The sequence below is a fragment of the Alistipes sp. dk3624 genome, assembly GCF_009557455.1.
Classification (GTDB): domain Bacteria; phylum Bacteroidota; class Bacteroidia; order Bacteroidales; family Rikenellaceae; genus Alistipes_A; species Alistipes_A hominis.
The window spans coordinates 966084-982947 of sequence record NZ_CP045651.1; the positions used below are offsets into that span (position 1 = coordinate 966084).

Annotated in this window: 15 protein-coding genes; 9 read left to right on the forward strand and 6 right to left on the reverse strand. The window is 55.1% G+C overall.

Annotation, left to right across the window (positions count from 1 at the left end; all coding sequences use genetic code 11):
* Positions 1-78 precede the first annotated feature (78 nt).
* From GFH31_RS04095 to rplU, 5 genes are all read right to left on the reverse strand, one after another.
* Entirely contained in the window at positions 79-1260 is a 1182-nt protein-coding gene (locus GFH31_RS04095; RefSeq protein WP_101572496.1) for a 6-bladed beta-propeller, read from the reverse strand.
* Positions 1261-1309: 49 nt separating this feature from the next.
* Entirely contained in the window at positions 1310-1573 is a 264-nt protein-coding gene (locus GFH31_RS04100) for a hypothetical protein (protein WP_118457851.1), read from the reverse strand.
* Between the two features lie 44 nt (positions 1574-1617).
* Positions 1618-1791: a hypothetical protein gene (locus GFH31_RS13020; protein ID WP_373419258.1), complete on the reverse strand. Its 174-nt coding sequence runs from the start codon at positions 1789-1791 to the stop codon at positions 1618-1620.
* A 633-nt stretch (positions 1792-2424) separates the two neighbouring features.
* Positions 2425-2682 carry a 50S ribosomal protein L27 gene (gene rpmA / locus GFH31_RS04105; RefSeq protein ID WP_055204673.1) on the reverse strand — a complete coding sequence of 86 codons (258 nt, stop codon included), beginning with the start codon at positions 2680-2682 and terminating at the stop codon, positions 2425-2427.
* 22 nt (positions 2683-2704) lie between these two features.
* Complete coding sequence (gene rplU, locus GFH31_RS04110; protein WP_055204671.1) at positions 2705-3016, reverse strand: 50S ribosomal protein L21; 312 nt, start codon at positions 3014-3016, stop codon at positions 2705-2707.
* A gap of 386 nt (positions 3017-3402) precedes the next feature.
* Between rplU and GFH31_RS04115 the strand changes: the two genes are divergently transcribed.
* The 6 genes from GFH31_RS04115 to GFH31_RS04140 all read left to right on the forward strand — a co-directional run bounded on the left by GFH31_RS04115 (position 3403) and on the right by GFH31_RS04140 (position 9667).
* On the forward strand, positions 3403-3708 hold the full coding sequence (locus tag GFH31_RS04115) for a DUF4286 family protein (RefSeq protein WP_055204669.1): 306 nt from the start codon (positions 3403-3405) through the stop codon (positions 3706-3708).
* Between the two features lie 10 nt (positions 3709-3718).
* Entirely contained in the window at positions 3719-5278 is a 1560-nt protein-coding gene (locus GFH31_RS04120) for a TIM-barrel domain-containing protein (protein ID WP_153498172.1), read from the forward strand.
* Between the two features lie 45 nt (positions 5279-5323).
* Positions 5324-6163 carry a 3'(2'),5'-bisphosphate nucleotidase CysQ gene (cysQ, locus tag GFH31_RS04125; RefSeq protein ID WP_153498171.1) on the forward strand — a complete coding sequence of 280 codons (840 nt, stop codon included), beginning with the start codon at positions 5324-5326 and terminating at the stop codon, positions 6161-6163.
* Positions 6164-6246: 83 nt separating this feature from the next.
* Positions 6247-6720 (forward strand): methylglyoxal synthase, encoded by a 474-nt coding sequence (locus GFH31_RS04130; protein ID WP_055204663.1) that lies wholly within the window; start codon positions 6247-6249, stop codon positions 6718-6720.
* A 101-nt stretch (positions 6721-6821) separates the two neighbouring features.
* On the forward strand, positions 6822-9059 hold the full coding sequence (bglX, locus tag GFH31_RS04135) for a beta-glucosidase BglX (RefSeq protein ID WP_101572492.1): 2238 nt from the start codon (positions 6822-6824) through the stop codon (positions 9057-9059).
* Positions 9060-9070: 11 nt separating this feature from the next.
* Positions 9071-9667 (forward strand): NUDIX hydrolase, encoded by a 597-nt coding sequence (locus GFH31_RS04140; protein ID WP_118457857.1) that lies wholly within the window; start codon positions 9071-9073, stop codon positions 9665-9667.
* An 86-nt stretch (positions 9668-9753) separates the two neighbouring features.
* On the opposite strand, the gene gcvT is transcribed toward GFH31_RS04140, so the two are convergent.
* Positions 9754-10869, reverse strand: a complete 1116-nt coding sequence (gene gcvT, locus GFH31_RS04145) for a glycine cleavage system aminomethyltransferase GcvT (protein WP_118457859.1) — start codon at positions 10867-10869, stop codon at positions 9754-9756.
* Between the two features lie 80 nt (positions 10870-10949).
* Between gcvT and GFH31_RS04150 the strand changes: the two genes are divergently transcribed.
* The 3 genes from GFH31_RS04150 (at position 10950) to GFH31_RS04160 (ending at position 16857) form a co-directional block, all read left to right on the forward strand.
* Positions 10950-11735 (forward strand): M48 family metallopeptidase, encoded by a 786-nt coding sequence (locus tag GFH31_RS04150; RefSeq protein WP_118457861.1) that lies wholly within the window; start codon positions 10950-10952, stop codon positions 11733-11735.
* A 202-nt stretch (positions 11736-11937) separates the two neighbouring features.
* Entirely contained in the window at positions 11938-13092 is a 1155-nt protein-coding gene (fucO, locus tag GFH31_RS04155; RefSeq protein WP_055204652.1) for a lactaldehyde reductase, read from the forward strand.
* A gap of 123 nt (positions 13093-13215) precedes the next feature.
* Positions 13216-16857, forward strand: coding sequence for an AsmA-like C-terminal region-containing protein (locus GFH31_RS04160; protein ID WP_153498170.1), 3642 nt, complete (start codon positions 13216-13218; stop codon positions 16855-16857).
* Positions 16858-16864: the final 7 nt, after the last annotated feature.

The following is a 16864-nucleotide window of genomic DNA, read 5'->3' on the forward strand; positions in this document are numbered from 1 at the left end:
GCCAAACAGCATCTTATTTTTAAATCGCCGCATTAAAATACGGACATAAACCATTGAAGCACATCAATCCGGCACGTCTCAGTAAATCCACTTATAAAATAATAAAACAGGATTACTGTTCTCCGAGACTTTTAAAGATAATTCATCCAGCAAAGCGGAATCGCAACCTTTTCTCCGACCTATCTTTTTATCAGCCTCGATATTCACCGGACTGAAATATGAAATCAGATAACCGGAATTGTCGAAATCCAGATACGGTACGGGCCTCAATAAAACGCCATTCTTATCCCTGGCGCTGTTACCGGTGTACAATATCTCTCCTTGTTCGTTGGCAATCAGCACATACGGTCGGAAATCATAAGTATATTCGGCTAAATAACCGTTCGGAAATTTATAGAACGCTACCGGAACTTCTGGTTTTTCACCGCCTAAACCTTTCTGGTAGTTCGAAATCGGGTAATTCTCATCATCCGCCCTCGGTCGTTCGACACCCAAATCAAACACAAGACAGGGCGTTATCCGACCGGAGGTATCGGATACCTGGTAAATAGTATCGTTATGCTGAGCGCTCATATAAATTTGCTCTCCATACCGGTAAAAAAACGACTTCCCTTTATCGTATTGCGTCGACAATCCGAACATTTGCTTATTGAACGGAACAGCAGATATCCGTGTTTTGCCGAAACTGTCGATACATCTGTAATTAAAATAGTCTTCCTTTTGCAAAAAGGTGCTCGAACCATTTCCCATATTAAAAGCGATCAGGCCATCACCCAAAAGTTTGAACGCCTTTGCATGTGGGATCATTTCCTTAACAGAAACGGCTTTATCGTCCATGTCATACGTCAATAACTTTCCCGCATTCTTGTCATACACATGACATACCCAGTCCTTTTCCCTACCGATCTCCATGTCCGTCATTTGCAAATATTCGTTAGGACCGCGCCCCTGGCGATCCCAACAATGCACCAGCCTACCAGTCGAATCGAAAACGTAAGCTTTATTCTCACTCGCAACACCTATATGTCCGTCCAGAAGTTGCAACTTCTTTATTTTTCCAATCAGGACTTCTTGTTGCGGATCCAAAATGACATAATGCGAAAATTCCAATATACTGTCTATCAGTTTACCGTCATCATTCCGACCGACGTCAACAGTTATCGTCAACAAATCGGTAGGGTAATCCGGTCGGGATGCCGAACTTACGCAACCGGAAAACACAACAGAAAATGCGATTGCAACAAACGAGGTTCGTTTCATAAACGGAGACTCTTTAAAAAGTTACCATCATATTTATCTAAAATTATTTTCATTTCATATGATCACAAGAGCAAGCCAGATCGCCCTCCCCAGAACAACTCCTCGAATGGACTTTCACAACCAAACTGTCACTATTAACCACGTCTTCATATACGCAACTAACCTCGGCATATCCAGATGACGTTTCATCCCGGGCTAAAGCTTCTACATTTTCAGTCATCACATCAGATACTGCTGTTTGATGTAATTTCTTACTAATTCCAGAGAAAACCACCAAAGAAAAAGCACCAATAAAGAAAGTCGATTTTTTCATCTTTAATATTCTTTTAACAAAACGTTAATTTATAAACACTGTATTTATTTTTCATGACTACAAGTACAAGCCTTATCTCCTTCTCCCTCACACATTATCGCATGCGACTGGACAACATCTCCATTTGAATCAGTAACTTCTTCATAATAACAAGAAACCTCTGCAAACCCAGACGAAGTTTCGTCTCGAGCAAGAGCCTCCACATTTTCAGAGATCAAATCAGAAACCGCCGTTTGATATGAATTGACTTCCCAGGAAGTCCCAAAACGAGAGCCCCTCCAATTAAAAAAATTGTTTTTTCATCCTTCGTGTTTTTTTAATGAATAAAAAATATTTATTTATCAAACTATAAATATAAATCTTAGCTTTATTTCTTTTGCGTATTGTCAAATATGACTAGACAATACCCCATTCAAGTCTATAACCTAAAGAAACATCAGCAAATCCTAATATAATTTCACTCCGAGAGTAACTCGCATATTTCCAAATTTACATGCAAAGGGGATCGCTCAACGTGATTTTTTTTGATTTCTGAAAGGATGCAAAATATACCAACATAATACAACTTTCTTCATACTATATAGATTTAAATAAAATAAATTTCACATTAAAACACTCCATATATTTGAGCAATATATACTTTTTTTTTGCGTTATTCCAAATACAAAACAGCATAAAATGAAATAATTATACGGCACAAAGCACATAATCGTCATTTTAAATCATTTTTCTGTATCATCTCTTAAACTTACAAACAAAGAATTTATCGCTTCTTTCATGAGATTTCCCGTATAAAGAATTGCCCGGAAGCGTCTGCTTCCGGGCAATTCCTATATCCGATCTCGGATTCCCTACGACAGCGGAGTCACCGAAACGTAAGATCTGTCTTTTTCTTTCTTGCGGAAAGAAACCACTCCGTCAACGAGGGCATAAAGCGTATGGTCTTTGCCAATGCCTACGTTTTCACCCGGATTGTGTACGGTGCCGCGCTGGCGAACCAGAATATTGCCCGCTTTGGCAACCTGTCCTCCGAAAAGTTTTACGCCCAAGCGTTTGCTTTCGGATTCCCGACCGTTCTTGGAGCTACCGACTCCTTTCTTGTGTGCCATCTCTGTTCTGAGGTTTTAAACGTTAAGCTTTAATTTCATCGATCTGAATCTGGGTCAGGTATTGACGGTGACCGTTCTTTACCCGATAGCCCTTCCTTCTCCGCTTCTTGAAGACGATCACTTTGTCGTCTTTGAGGTGCTTGAGAATCGTTGCATTCACTGCGGCCCCTTCTACTACAGGTGTGCCGACGTTAACCTGACCGTCATTGTCTGTTAGCAGGACTTTGTCGAAGCTCATCGAGGAACCTTCATCCCCCTGAAGACGGTGAACATAGAGCTTCCGACCTTTCTCAACTTTAAACTGTTGACCTGCGATTTCTACGATTGCGTACATTTAGTCACAAATTAGATTTGCATAAATCGGAGAGCAAAGATAGCGATGTTTTTCGAATAAAACAAAATCCCCGCGCTTTTTCGCCGACGACGGGCGGAATTTCGCCGGACGGAAAGCGCGGAACGTTCCTTTTCCGGCGCGCATCTATTGGTAAAAAACACGGAATCATTGTTTTTGAAGGGATAAAAAAGTCTTTTCGGGATACAAAAACCGCATTTTATTTCGTTAACGCATATGAACGGACATTCTCCACTACCGGAATAAGTTACGGAACGTTCCTTTTGCGGCTGTCCGGACGGCTCCGCGGAGAAAGCCCCTGAAAAATTTGAGTAAATCGGAATAAAAACGTACCTTAGACAAAATTTTAAAGACAGATTACCGGACTTATGTATATCGTCAACACCTCTTTCATGGTCGATCCGGCGATCCACGACCGCTGGCTGGAATCTTTGCGCAAACACTACCTCCCGCTGCTCGCGGCACAGGGATTCGATAAAATCACTTTTACCCGCGTATTGCCGGCGACCGCCGAGGAGCATTTCACCTATTCGCTGCAGGTGGACGTCGGCGACATGCCCCGGTACAAGCGACTGGTCGGGGAACTGTTCGAGGAGTATGCCGCAACGGCCCGGGATTTGTTCGGGGACAAACTGATGTGGTTCAATTCCCTGCTGAAAAAAGTGGAATATTAACAAAACGGATATGTACAAAAAAATAGCAGGACTGGTACTGGCGGCCGCGTTGCTTTGCGAATCGCTGGCCGCGCAGTACAGTACGAAAATCGACGTATTGAAGGGAGAACAGTGGTGGGGTGTATTCGTCGGGGGCGAACAGGCGATGCCGCTCAGCGAGCCTTTTCCGCAAACGGACCTTTCCACCTGGGTGAAAAGCAACGTCGCTCCGCTGCTGATTTCGAGCCGGGGACGCTACATCTGGAGCAAATCGCCCTTTAAGATCGAATATACCGGAACCGAATTCCGGATCGAATCGCCGATCGAAGAGGTCGAAGCCGTCACCGGGGGTAAAACCCTGCGGGAAGCCTACCTGGTCTGCTGCCATAAGAATTTTCCTCCGGCAGAAAACGCGCCGACTCCGGCGGCGGAGTTCTTCACGGCCCCGGTGTACGACATGAGCGCGGAAATTCCGTTCTCGGCTACGGCCGACGACATCCGGCAGTATGCACAGAACATTCTCGCCGCAGGCTATCCGGCCGGAACGCTGGTCGTTCCCGGCGGGTGGCAATCGACGATCGGCAGTTTCACGCCGAACCTCGAAATGTACGGCGATTTTGCAGCCCTCATCCGCGAATTGCACGACAAAGGATTCCGGCTCATGCTGACCGTCACGCCATTCGTCAGCGGAGACGGGCCTATTTACCGCGCTTTCCGCAACAGCGGAGCATTCGTCAAACTGTCCGACGGACGCACGGCAATGGCCGAATGGATCGGCGGATACAGCGCTTTTTACGACATCACGCGGGAGACCGTGTACGAAATGCTTCGCCGGCAATTGGGCGTGCTGCACGACAGCCTCAGGGTCGACGGCTTCCTGTTCGACTGCGACGGAGCGCTGCCTTACGCGCGCTTCGCAAATGCCGGGGCCGCCGAATTTCTGAAAAAATGGAGCGAACTGGGCAACGATTTCCACTCCAGCCAATATACGATCAGCCGGGGCGACGGCTTCGCGCCCTATATCCACGATTTACAAACGAAACGTCCGCTGGAATGGGGGCTCTTACAGGAGATGGTATCCAATATCCTTACGGCCAACCTGCTGGGATACCCGTACAGCACGGTGAGCGCCGATCCGGCCCTGACGTCGGACTCCGTCGCACGGGACCCGAAAGTGCTGCTGCGTTACGTGCAGCTCTCGTCGGTATTGCCGGTCGCCGCGCTCGACATCGCCCCGTGGCGGATCACCGATCCGGCGGTCGCCGCGCAGTGCAAGGCGGCGTTTACCGCCCGCGAGAGAATCGGCGAATATTACCGACAGTTGATTCAGGAGAGCGCCCGCACGGCCGAACCCATCGTACGCCACATGGAATACGAATTTCCGCGTAACGGATTCACCGACTGCAACGACCAGTTCATGATCGGGTCGAAATACCTCGTGGCCCCGCTGCTCGGCGAGTCCGACAGCCGGACGGTACGATTCCCGCGCGGAGTGTGGATCAGCCGCAAAGGGGAACGCTTCAAAGGGCCGCTGGTAACCACCGTAACCGTCGCCGACGGAGAAATTCCGATCTTCGAATCCTCCAAATAATATGCGAACCTAATCTGAAACCGAACGCCATAAAACCGAACAGCCATGCTGAACAAAGAACAAACCGACTTCCTGCTGGTAAATGCCTATAATGCCGCGATCCGCGCCGGGGCGCGCATCATCGACATCTATACCGGGGACGCCGATTTCGCCGTGGATATCAAAAGCGACCACACCCCGATCACGATAGCCGACCGGGATGCGCACGAACTGATCAAGAAATACCTGAGCCAGACCCGCGTCCCGCTATTGAGCGAAGAGGGGCGCGACCTGCTGTACGAAGAGCGGCGCAACTGGGATCTGTTTTGGATGGTCGACCCGCTGGACGGCACCAAGGAATTTCTGAAAGGCAACGGAGAATTCACCGTCAACATCGCGCTGATGCACAACAACGAACCGTACATCGGGGTGATCTACGTTCCGTATATCCATAAAATTTACTTCGCGCTGAAAGGAGCCGGATGCTACCTGAAAACCGACGTAGAGCCCGACCACGAAGCGTTGTTCGACCTGCCGCAAATCTGGAGCGATACGACCCGGCTGCCGCTGTGCGACAAAGCCAACGAACCGATCCGCATCGCCGTAAGCCGTTCGCACAATACCGACGAAACGTTCGAACACATCGCCCGGATCAAAGCGGGTCATCCGGCGGCCGAGATCGTCGAGCAGGGCAGTTCGTTCAAATTCTGCCTGCTGGCCGAAGGTACCGTCGAAATTTACGTCCGCACGTCGAACACCTACGAATGGGATACGGCCGCCGGAGAGATCATTCTCAGCGAAGCGGGCGGGGTCGTCGAACCGTTCGACGGGGGCGCGGGATTGCAATACAACAAGATCTCGCTGCACAATCCGCATTTCGTATGCCGCAGCAAATATTTCAGGTAATCTTCCGGAATTTTAGACCGGGAACGTTCCGTTTCGGCCGAACTTTTAGTACCTTTGCGCCGTAATGTATTATTATAATGGTTATGGAAAACAGAAAGAGCGTGGCCCTGGTCGCTCATGACAACATGAAGCGCGACCTGGCCGAATGGGTGGACTGGAACTGGGAGGTTTTGCTGAAACATCATCTGATCTGCACCGGAACGACCGGGAAAATGGTCGAACGGACGTTGCGCGACCGGCGCGGCAAAGAGTTCGATGAGGAAGCGGTCGATATCGTACTGCTGAAATCGGGTCCGCTGGGCGGCGATCAGCAGTTGGGCGCGATGATTGCCGAAGGCAAGGTCGAAGCGGTGATCTTCTTCTGGGATCCGATGCAGGCCCAGCCCCACGACGTGGACGTAAAAGCGCTGCTGCGTCTGGCGACGCTGTACAACGTGCCCACGGCGATCAACCGTTCGACGGCCGATTTCCTGATCTCGTCGCCGCTGTTCGGCAGCAACTACTGCCCGGTGGTGAAAGATTACAAAAGTTATATCGAACGGACGCTGAATCAATAGTTCGGCGTTTCGACCACATACTGCGAACGACGACATTCCTGCTGCAGGTTGTCGTCGTTCGCCGATCATGACAAACCTAAACCAACACGCATAACCCGACCATGAAAAAATTGTTACTGTCGCTTACCTTGCTGTGCGCTTCGCTGGCATACGGACAACGCGACCCGAAAATGGACGCATTCATCGACGACCTGATGAGCAAAATGACCCTCGACGAAAAACTGGGGCAGTTGAACCTCGCTTCCGGGGGCGTTCCGGGCGTCGTAGGCGCCGCCGTAGGCCAGGACGAAGCGATCCGCAAAGGATATCTCAGCGCAACCGGCGGCATGGACCCCGCCGCGACGCAAAAAGCGCAGGAGATCGCCGTCAAGGAGTCGCGGCTCGGCATTCCGCTGCTGATCGGTCTCGACGTGATCCACGGCTATAAAACCGTATTTCCGATCCCGCTGGCCATCTCGTGCAGTTGGAATCCGGAACTGATCCGAAAAAGCGCTCGGATCGCTGCCGAAGAGGCTTCGGCTTTCGGCATCAACTGGTTCTACTCGCCGATGGTCGATATCGCCCGCGACGCCCGTTGGGGCCGAATCGCCGAAGGTTCCGGCGAAGATCCGTGGTGGGGGTCGGAAATAGCCAAGGCGATGGTAAAAGGATACCAGGGCGACGACCTGTCGGCGCCGAACACCGTGATGGCCTGCGTCAAGCACTACGCGCTGTACGGCGCATCGGAAGCCGGACGGGATTATAACACGGTGGACATGAGCCGCGTAGCAATGTACAATTATTACCTGCCGCCGTACAAGGCGGCAGCCGAAGCCGGCGCAGGCAGCTTCATGTCGTCGTTCAACGTCGTAGACGGAATTCCGGCGACCGGCAACCGCTGGCTGCTGACCGACGTATTGCGCGACCAATGGAAATTCGACGGGTTCGTGGTTTCGGACGCCGGATCGGTCGGCGAAATGACCGCCCACGGCATGGGAGACCTACAGCAGGTCGCGGCGCTGGCGCTGAAAGCCGGGCTCGACATGGACATGGGCGCGAACGCTTTTATCTGGACGCTGAAAAAATCGCTCGACGAAGGGAAGGTAACCCGGCAGGAGATCGACCAGGCGTGCCGCCGCATCCTCGAAGCCAAATACAAACTGGGACTGTTCGACAACCCGTACCAGTACACCGATCCCGAACGCCAGAAAAAGGCCCTGTCGCCCGAATATTTGCAAACGGCGCGCGAACTGGCCGGAGAGTCGATCGTGCTGCTGAAAAACGACCGGCAAATCCTGCCGCTGCAAAAAACCGGCAAGATCGCCGTGATCGGCCCGATGGGCAACACGCGCGGCGAACTGTTCGGCACCTGGGTCATGCTGCGCGAAGAAGCCCCGGCACGCAGCATTTTCGAAGCCGTCAAAGAGGTCGTCGGCGACCGGGCCGAAGTGGTCTATGCACAGGGATCGAACCTGACCGAGGAACCGATGCTGCTGGCTCAGACCGGGAAAAACACGACGCCGACCGAAACGTTGATCGAACAGGCGCTCGAAACGGCCAAAGACGCCGACGTGATCGTCGCCACGGTCGGCGAACCGAGCGGCTGGTCGGGCGAAGCGCGCTCGCGCTCGGACATCGGACTTCCGGAATGCCAGAAAGCGTTGCTCAAAGCGCTGCACGATACAGGTAAACCGGTCGTCGTGGCGATCATGAGCGGACGCCCGCTGACCCTGTCGTGGGAGAACGAACGGTTCGACGCGATTCTCGAAGCCTGGCACGGCGGAACGATGGCCGGCTACGCGCTGGCCGACGTACTGTTCGGCGACCGCGTACCGTCGGGCAAACTGACCGCGACCTTCCCGCAGAGCGTAGGCCAACTCCCGCTGTACTACAACTCGCTGAATACCGGACGGCCGTACCGCGCCGACTTCTGGGCGACGACCAAATACCTCGACATTACGAACGATCCGGTCTATCCGTTCGGATACGGGCTGAGCTACACGACGTTCGATTACAGCGACATCCAGCTCGACCGGGCGGTCGCTTCGGGCGGCAGCGGGACGATAAACGCCACGGTCAAAGTAACCAACACCGGCACCCGCACAGGCGACGAAATCGTCCAGCTCTACATCGGCGATCCGGTGGCCAGCATCTCGCGACCGGTCAGGGAACTGAAAAACTTCCGCCGGATCACGCTGAAACCCGGCGAAACGCAGGGCGTAACGTTCCGCATCACAACTGCCGACTTGAAATTCTACAACAGCGAACTGGAGCACGTCTGGGAACCCGGAGAGTTCAACGTCTGCATCGGTCCGAACTCCCGCGACGTCAAGACGGCCAAAATAAACTGGACAAAATAACCCTTCCCCGAATGGATCTGCGCAAAGACATCCGGCGTTTACAAAAACGCTATTTCAGGCATTTTCCCGAAGAAAAAGCCGAAACCGGGCCGTTCACGGAATTCGTCGCCCGGTTCGACGGGGAATCGCTGTACGACCGCAAAAACTTAGCCGGCCATATCACCGCCGGCGGCGTGATCGTCAGTCGGGCGAGCCACCGGGTACTGCTGCTCAAACACCGCCAACTCGGCAAATGGTTGCAACCCGGCGGACACGTCGAAGCGGCGGACGACTCGGTGCTGGACGCCGCCTACCGCGAGATTGCCGAAGAGACGGGCATCCGCAGCGAACAACTGACGCCGCTGACGTTTCCGGGCGAAACGGCGCTGCCGCTGGACATGGACTCGCACTACATCCCCGCTTGCGCTGCGAAAAACGAAGCGGAACACACGCACCACGACATGCGGTTCGTCTTCCTGTTCGACGGCGACGACGACCGGGTGATGATCGACCGGAACGAATCCGACGCTTTCCGCTGGGTCTCTCTCGACGAACTGGCCGCCATTCCCGACTTCCGCGACCTGGCGCCGCGAATCGAAACGCTGCTCGGCGAAGCGGATGCAAAATAACCGGCGACGGCCGAGAGAAAGACGATTTCATAACAAAAACGAAAGGAGGCGGTTCGCAAACCGCCTCCTTTCGTCTGATATCCGCACTACTCCGCTTCCCGTCGTTTCAAGAAAGGCATCTTCACGACCCGGGCCCGAACGGGCTTATTGCGGATCACCACGTCGATATCCGTACCCGGAGCGGCAAAAGCGCTCTGCACGTACCCCATGCCGATCCCTTTTTTCAGCGTCGGCGACATCGTTCCGGAAGTCACCGCCCCGATCGTCCGCCCGTCCGGAGCCGCAAGCGCGTAACCGTGCCGGGGAATCCCCCGTTCGGTCAGTTCGAAACCGACCAGACGCCGTTCCGTCCCCTCCTTTTTCTGGACTTCGAACAGCGGCCGGTCGATGAAGTCGTTGCCGTCGACCGGCTTCGTAATCCAGCCGAGACCGGCCTCGACCGGCGAAGTCGTATCGTCGATGTCGTTCCCGTAAAGGCAGAAACCCATCTCCAGGCGCAGCGTATCGCGGGCACCGAGACCGATATTCTGCAAACCGTACTCCGCGCCCGCACGCCACAAAGCATCCCACAACCGGGGAGCGTCCTTCGCCGCCACATAAATTTCACACCCTCCGGCGCCGGTATAGCCCGTCGCGGAAAGAATCGCATTCCCGATGCCGGCCACCTCGGTCTTTACGAACGTATAATATTCGAGATTCTCGACCCGTTCCGGACACAACCGCTGCACGATCCGCATCGCCAGCGGCCCCTGCACGGCAAGCTGCGCGATCTCGTCCGAAGCGTCGTAAAGCTCCCTCCCGGGCCGCATTTCGAATTTTTCGCCCTGTGCGACCAGGTGCGACCAGTCTTTGCCGACGTTCGACGCGTTGACCACCAACAGAAATGTCCCGGCGTCGATCCGGTAAATCAGAATGTCGTCCACGATTCCCCCGCGACCGTTCGGCAGACAGGAATACTGTACCTTCCCGTCACGCAGCGCGCGGATGTCGTTCGTCGTAACGTATTGCAGGAATTCCGCGGCACGGGGCCCTTTGACCCAGATCTCCCCCATATGGCTCACATCGAAAACGCCGGCCCGTTCACGCACGGCCGCATGTTCGTCGTTGATTCCGGTGAATTCGATCGGCATGCGGTAGCCGGCGAATTCGGCCATCCGGGCGCCATTCTCAACATGATAGCGGGTAAAAGGAGTGGTTTTCATAGATCGGTTGCATTTTTTTTGCGAAAATACGCCAATTTATCCTAATTTTATACCGGATTTCTAAATTCGACGGAAAACGTATGCTGCTGAAAGTCGCGATCATCGTTCTGATCATCTACATCATCGTCGTGACCCGCTCGCGGATCCGGCTGCCGAACTCCGCGTTGCAGGCGACGGTCGACGTGTTGCAGGCCGCCACGCTGAAAGACGAGCACGTGATGCAGATGGCCCGCAAATACATCGACTACGCCGACGCGCAAAATGCGTTGCTGCCGGTAGACGATCCCTACGCCGAACGCCTCGATCGGCTGACGTCGCGCTACGTAGCCGTCAACGGCGTTCCGCTGAATTTCCGCGTCTACAAAACCGCGCAGATCAACGCCTTCGCAACGGCCGACGGCAGTATCCGCATTTTTTCCGGACTGATGGATCTGATGAACGACGACGAACTGATGGCGATCGTCGGCCACGAAATGGGACATATCCGCAACAGCGACACGCTGAGCGCGATGCGCAAGGCCTACCTGACTTCGGCGGCCCGGAATGCGCTGGGCGCTACGGGCGGCGTGATCGGTTCGCTGAGCGGTTCGCAGTGGGGATCGCTGGCCGAGAAGCTGGCCGGATCGCAATTCTCGCAGGGACAAGAGTACGCGGCCGACGATTTCAGTTTCGGTTTTTTGCAGCGCAACGGCTACGACCCGTATGCGATGGCCAGCGCCCTCGAAAAAATCCACCGCACCTCGCAGCGGAAAGACGGACAGGCCGACGCGATCCTGCAATTATTTTCGACGCACCCCGACAGCTTCAGCCGCGCCGCCCGGATGCGGGCAAAAGCCGATGCGGCAAAAGCCCTGCCTGCCGCCTGAGAATCGCCCCGAGCGAAAAAACATTTCATTAATTGGCTTTTTTATCGTACCTTTGCGGCGCAAAAAGAGGCCGGACAGCCTTATGCCGAACCCTTTCATTCCGAACGGTTTGCCGATTACAGACTACCGCCGCGAACGGGCGACCCCGGACGATCCGGCCAATTTCGACGATTGTTTTTAATTTTTTTTAATATAAATCGCTATGGCTTATAGAATGATTCTCAACGAGACCTCCTATTTCGGAGCAGGCTCGAGAAAAGTAATCGCAGAAGAGGTCGCAAAACGCGGCTACAAAAAAGCGTTGGTCGTAACCGACAAAGACCTGGTGAAATTCGGCGTGGCCGCACAGGTGACCGACGTACTGAAAGCCGCCGGCATTCCGTTCGAAATGTTCGACGAAGTGAAACCGAACCCGACCGTAAAGAACGTGAAAAACGGGATCGCGGCATTCAAAGCCGCCGGCGCCGACTTTATCGTAGCTATCGGGGGCGGTTCGTCGATGGACACTTCGAAAGCGGTCGGAATCATCATCAACAACCCGGAATTCGCGGACGTGACTTCGCTGGAAGGCGTCGCCAATACGAAAAAGAAATCGGTTCCGGTAATCGCGCTGCCCACCACCGCAGGCACCGCCGCCGAAGTGACGATCAACTACGTCATCACCGACGAAGAAAACGTGAAGAAAATGGTCTGCGTAGACCCGAACGACATCCCGACGCTGGCGATCATCGACCCCGAACTGATGCTGTCGATGCCGCGCGGACTGACCGCCGCGACCGGTATGGACGCGCTGACCCATGCGATCGAGGGACTGATCACGCTCGGCGCCTGGGAAATGAGCGACATGTTCGAGATCAAAGCGATCGAAATGATCGCCAAATGGCTGCCCAAAGCCGTCGAGAATCCGTCCGACATCGAAGCCCGCGACGGCATGGCTACCGCGCAGTACATCGCCGGCATGGCCTTCTCGAACGTCGGCCTCGGCCTGGTGCACGGCATGGCGCACCCGCTGGGAGCTTACTACGACATTCCGCACGGCGTGGCCAACGCGCTGCTGCTGCCGTTCGTGATGGAGTACAACAAGGAAGCCGCCAAAGCCAAATACCGCACGATCGCCGAAGCGATGGGCGTCGACACCTCCGCCATGGATGACGACCAGGCCGCACAAGCTGCCGTAGACGCAGTGAAAGCGCTGGCCGTCAAAGTACGCATCCCGCAGCACCTCAGCGAACTGGGCGTACCCGAAAGCGGTCTTCCGACGCTGGCTCAGGCTGCTTTCAACGACGTCTGCACGCCGGGCAACCCGCGCAAGGCCGTAGTCGAAGAGATCCTCGAAGTGTACAAAAAAGCGTTTTAGCTTTTTCACGGCATAATTAAACCCGAAAGCGCTCCGTTTCGTAAGAGACGGGGCGCTTTCATCTTGTTGCCGGCAAGCGCTATCCCGCCGGAAATTGTTATATTTGCAACGTGCAACGCAAACATGGAAAAGAAACCGATGGAACCGCAGCGTAAAGCCCTCGAAAAAGGCCCGGAAACGGGCCGCAAAGCGAAAAAAAGCGTACCGCGCCGATTGATCAAACTGTTCGCCGTACTGACCGGTTCGCTGTTGCTGCTCATCGCGCTGTTGCTCGGAGCCGTAGCGCTGATCCTGACCCCGTCGCGGTTAACGCCGCTGGTGAACGAATACAGCAGTCGCTATCTGGACGCGCAGGTACGGTTCGACACCGTCACGCTATCCGTATTCGAGAACTTCCCGAACGTCAGCGTCAAACTTTCCGGCGGCGAGATCATTTCGCACGCTTTCGCCGGATTGCCCGACTCGCTGAGAACCCGGATTCCGGCGGCGGCCGACACGCTGCTGAAATTCGACGAATTTTCGGTTTCGCTGAACCTGCCGCAACTGCTGGCCTCGCGCATTTCGATCCGCCGGATCGCCCTGACGCGGCCGAGAGTCTATGCCTACGTCTCCCCGTGGGGCAAAGCCAACTGGGAAATCTTCGCAGCGGACACGACGGCCGGCGACTCCACGGAGCAGGGCGGCGACCTATACCTGAACATCGCCGGCCTGGACATTCGCGACAGCGGACGAATCGTGTACGACAGCAAGCCCGACAAGCTGTACGCTACGGTCGACCTGGAGCACCTGCGGCTTAAAAACACGTTCCGCCACGACTACAAAATCGACCTGAGCTCCGTGAACAGCGTCCGGCTCGATACGCTGGACGCCTGCGGCAGCCTGCCGGTCGCCCTGAAAGGCGGTTTCACGTTCAATCCGAAACATCCCGAAACGATCGCGCTCGATAAACTGAACCTGCAACTGGGAGACATCCCGATAGGATTCGACGGCCGCGTGTCGATCGCCCGGGACAGCATCGTTTCCGAACTGCAGTGCACGATCCGGCCGCTGGCGCTCGAACGGGCGATCACCCTCGTTCCGCCGCAACTGATGCCGACGCTCCGGGCATTCGACACCAACCTCGCCTTCGACCTGCATACCCGGATCGACGGCAGCTACCGGTTCAGCGACGGACGCCTGCCACGGATCGACCTCGACGTCACGACCAACGACGGATACCTCTCCTACAAAAACGCGAAGGCGCGGATTGACCGGTTCGGGATCGACGCTTCGCTGCGTTACGATCCGCAACGGCCGGACTCGACCGGCGCGGTATTCCGCAAACTGGACATCGCCGGATCGGGTATCCGGCTGCACGGCAGCGGATCGGTGTGGAACGCGATGCGCGATCCGTCCGTACGGATGAAACTGACCGGAGCCGTCTACCTGGACACGCTGTCGATCCTGTTCCCGTCGAAACAGGACATCGCCGTACGCGGACGGCTCGGACTGAATACCGACGCTTCGTTCCGGATCAGTCAGCTTCAGATCGGAAAGATCGGCAAAACACGGGTAGAGGGCACCATTACGCTCGACAGCCTACTGGTCGATATCCCCCGCGATACGATTTTCATGATGGTCGGCGGCGGGATGATCCATTTCGGGTCGGACCGCAACCGGCAAGACTCGCTGATCGGGAAAGACGCCGAGATGCTGCACACGACCGTCAAAGCCGACACGTTAAACCTCCGCATGAAACGGCAGTGGGTGCTGCTCGGATCGGCCGTATCGGCGTCGGCCCACAGCGCAGCATCGACGCTGAGCGGCGACACGACCGTCGTACATCCGCTGAACGGCCGCGTTGAGGCGCGTATGCTCGCGATGGCGGCATTCGACTCCACCTGGATTCGTCTGGACGGTATGCAAAGCAATTTCAGCATTGTTCCTTCTGAAAAAAATCCGGCGGTGCCGCTGCTTCAATTAGGATTCGACGCCCGGGCGATGCAGGCGAAAAGCGCCGTCAACCGCTACGATCTGCAAAACGGGCATGTCGATTTCCGAGCGACGCTGGTTCCGAACCGAATGGACTCGACCCGGCGGCGGCAACTGCTCGATTCGCTGCAACAGGCCTATCCGTCCGTCGCGCGCGATTCGCTGTTCGCGTACCACCGTTCCCGAACGCAGATGCGAAGCCGTTCGCGCAAAGACGACTTTTCGGACTCCGACCTCGATCTGTCGCTCGACAAAAGCGCGGCGGAGATGTTGCGCCGATGGGATGCCAGCGGATCGGTAAAAGCCGCTTCGGGACGGCTGCTGACCCCCTACTTTCCACTGACCAACACGCTGCAAAACGTCGATATTGCCTTTACGACCGATGCCGTCAAACTGAAAAACACACAGATTCAATCCGGACAGTCGTCGCTCGAACTGACCGGCGAAATCTCGAACCTGCGCCGCGTATTACTCGGACGGGGACAGTTGAAGATCAAAATGAACATCGAATCGGATACGCTGAACTTCAACGAACTGATCCATGCCGCGACCGTCGGCGCACAATACGAAAACGCTTCGGAAACCTACCAGAGATCGGTCGCCGAAGCCGAGAACAGCGAACAATTGCAACAGGTGATCGCCGAACAAAGCGGCGTGGACGACACCACCGCAGCGAGTCCGCTGATCGTGATCCCGTCGAATGTCGATGCGCAGATCGACCTGTGCACGCACTACGGCATCTATACGAATCTGCGCCTGAACTCGCTGGCAGCCGAACTGATCGCCCGCGACCGCTGCCTCCAGATCAAAGACCTGAAAGCCGAAACCGACGCAGGCAGCATGAACCTGACGGCACTGTACGCGACCCGCAGCCGGGACGACATCATCACCGGATTCGACTTGGAACTGACCCAGATGAAAGTCGACCGGCTGATCAGCTTGATTCCGGAAGTCGACTCGATGCTGCCGATGCTGCGGTCGTTCGAAGGCGTCGTGGACTGCCAGATCGCGGCGACCGCGGCCGTCGACACGATGATGAACATCGACCTGTCGACGCTGAACGCCGCATGCAGCATCCACGGCGAGAACATGGTGCTGCTCGACGGCGAGACCTTTACCGAGATCGCCAAAATGATGCACTTCAAGAACAAGCAACGCAACTTGATCGACCGCATTTCGGTCAATATGCTGGTGCGCGATAACCAGATCGAGCTGTTCCCGTTCATCATCGAGATGGACCGCTACAAAGCCGCCGTCAGCGGCGTGCAGAAACTCGACATGAGTTTCAACTACCATATATCGGTGCTCAAATCACCGATCCCGTTCCGCCTCGGCGTCAATATTTTCGGCACGCTCGACAAATTCAAATTCCGGCTGGGCCGGGCGCGCTACCGCAGCGAGAATATCCCGTCGTACGTCGGACTGATCGACACGACGCGCGTCAACCTGCGGCATACGATCACCGACATCTTCCACAAGGGAATCGAAGCCGCATCGCTCAGCGGGATGAAGATCACGCCGGCCGCCGATTCGCTGACCGTAAATACCGACAGCGAAGCGCTGTCGAAGGCGGACAGTCTCGAATTGCAACGCCAGGGCATCCTACCGGGAATCGATTCCTCGGAAAACGGAACCGACAGCACGGCTGTTCGACAAAAACCGGACACGGCCGTTTCGGAAACGACACCGCCGACGATAACTCCCGCCGAAACGAAAACGCCCGGACGGAAAGAACAGCGCGCCCTACTGAGACAACAAAAGCGGGAACGCAAAAAAGCGAAAACAAACAATTAAAAAAACG

What these genes read in the sequence shown, in the direction of transcription:
- rpmA (WP_055204673.1), bottom strand. Translation starts at nt 2,682, where the DNA reads ATGGCACACAAGAAAGGAGTCGGTAGCTCCAAGAACGGTCGGGAATCC.
- GFH31_RS04100 (WP_118457851.1), bottom strand. Translation starts at nt 1,573, where the DNA reads ATGAAAAAATCGACTTTCTTTATTGGTGCTTTTTCTTTGGTGGTTTTC.
- cysQ (WP_153498171.1), top strand. Translation starts at nt 5,324, where the DNA reads ATGCTGAACAAAGAACAAACCGACTTCCTGCTGGTAAATGCCTATAAT.
- GFH31_RS04140 (WP_118457857.1), top strand. Translation starts at nt 9,071, where the DNA reads ATGGATCTGCGCAAAGACATCCGGCGTTTACAAAAACGCTATTTCAGG.
- GFH31_RS04160 (WP_153498170.1), top strand. Translation starts at nt 13,216, where the DNA reads ATGGAAAAGAAACCGATGGAACCGCAGCGTAAAGCCCTCGAAAAAGGC.
- fucO (WP_055204652.1), top strand. Translation starts at nt 11,938, where the DNA reads ATGGCTTATAGAATGATTCTCAACGAGACCTCCTATTTCGGAGCAGGC.
- GFH31_RS04115 (WP_055204669.1), top strand. Translation starts at nt 3,403, where the DNA reads ATGTATATCGTCAACACCTCTTTCATGGTCGATCCGGCGATCCACGAC.
- rplU (WP_055204671.1), bottom strand. Translation starts at nt 3,016, where the DNA reads ATGTACGCAATCGTAGAAATCGCAGGTCAACAGTTTAAAGTTGAGAAA.
- gcvT (WP_118457859.1), bottom strand. Translation starts at nt 10,869, where the DNA reads ATGAAAACCACTCCTTTTACCCGCTATCATGTTGAGAATGGCGCCCGG.
- GFH31_RS04130 (WP_055204663.1), top strand. Translation starts at nt 6,247, where the DNA reads ATGGAAAACAGAAAGAGCGTGGCCCTGGTCGCTCATGACAACATGAAG.
- GFH31_RS04095 (WP_101572496.1), bottom strand. Translation starts at nt 1,260, where the DNA reads ATGAAACGAACCTCGTTTGTTGCAATCGCATTTTCTGTTGTGTTTTCC.
- GFH31_RS04120 (WP_153498172.1), top strand. Translation starts at nt 3,719, where the DNA reads ATGTACAAAAAAATAGCAGGACTGGTACTGGCGGCCGCGTTGCTTTGC.
- GFH31_RS04150 (WP_118457861.1), top strand. Translation starts at nt 10,950, where the DNA reads ATGCTGCTGAAAGTCGCGATCATCGTTCTGATCATCTACATCATCGTC.
- bglX (WP_101572492.1), top strand. Translation starts at nt 6,822, where the DNA reads ATGAAAAAATTGTTACTGTCGCTTACCTTGCTGTGCGCTTCGCTGGCA.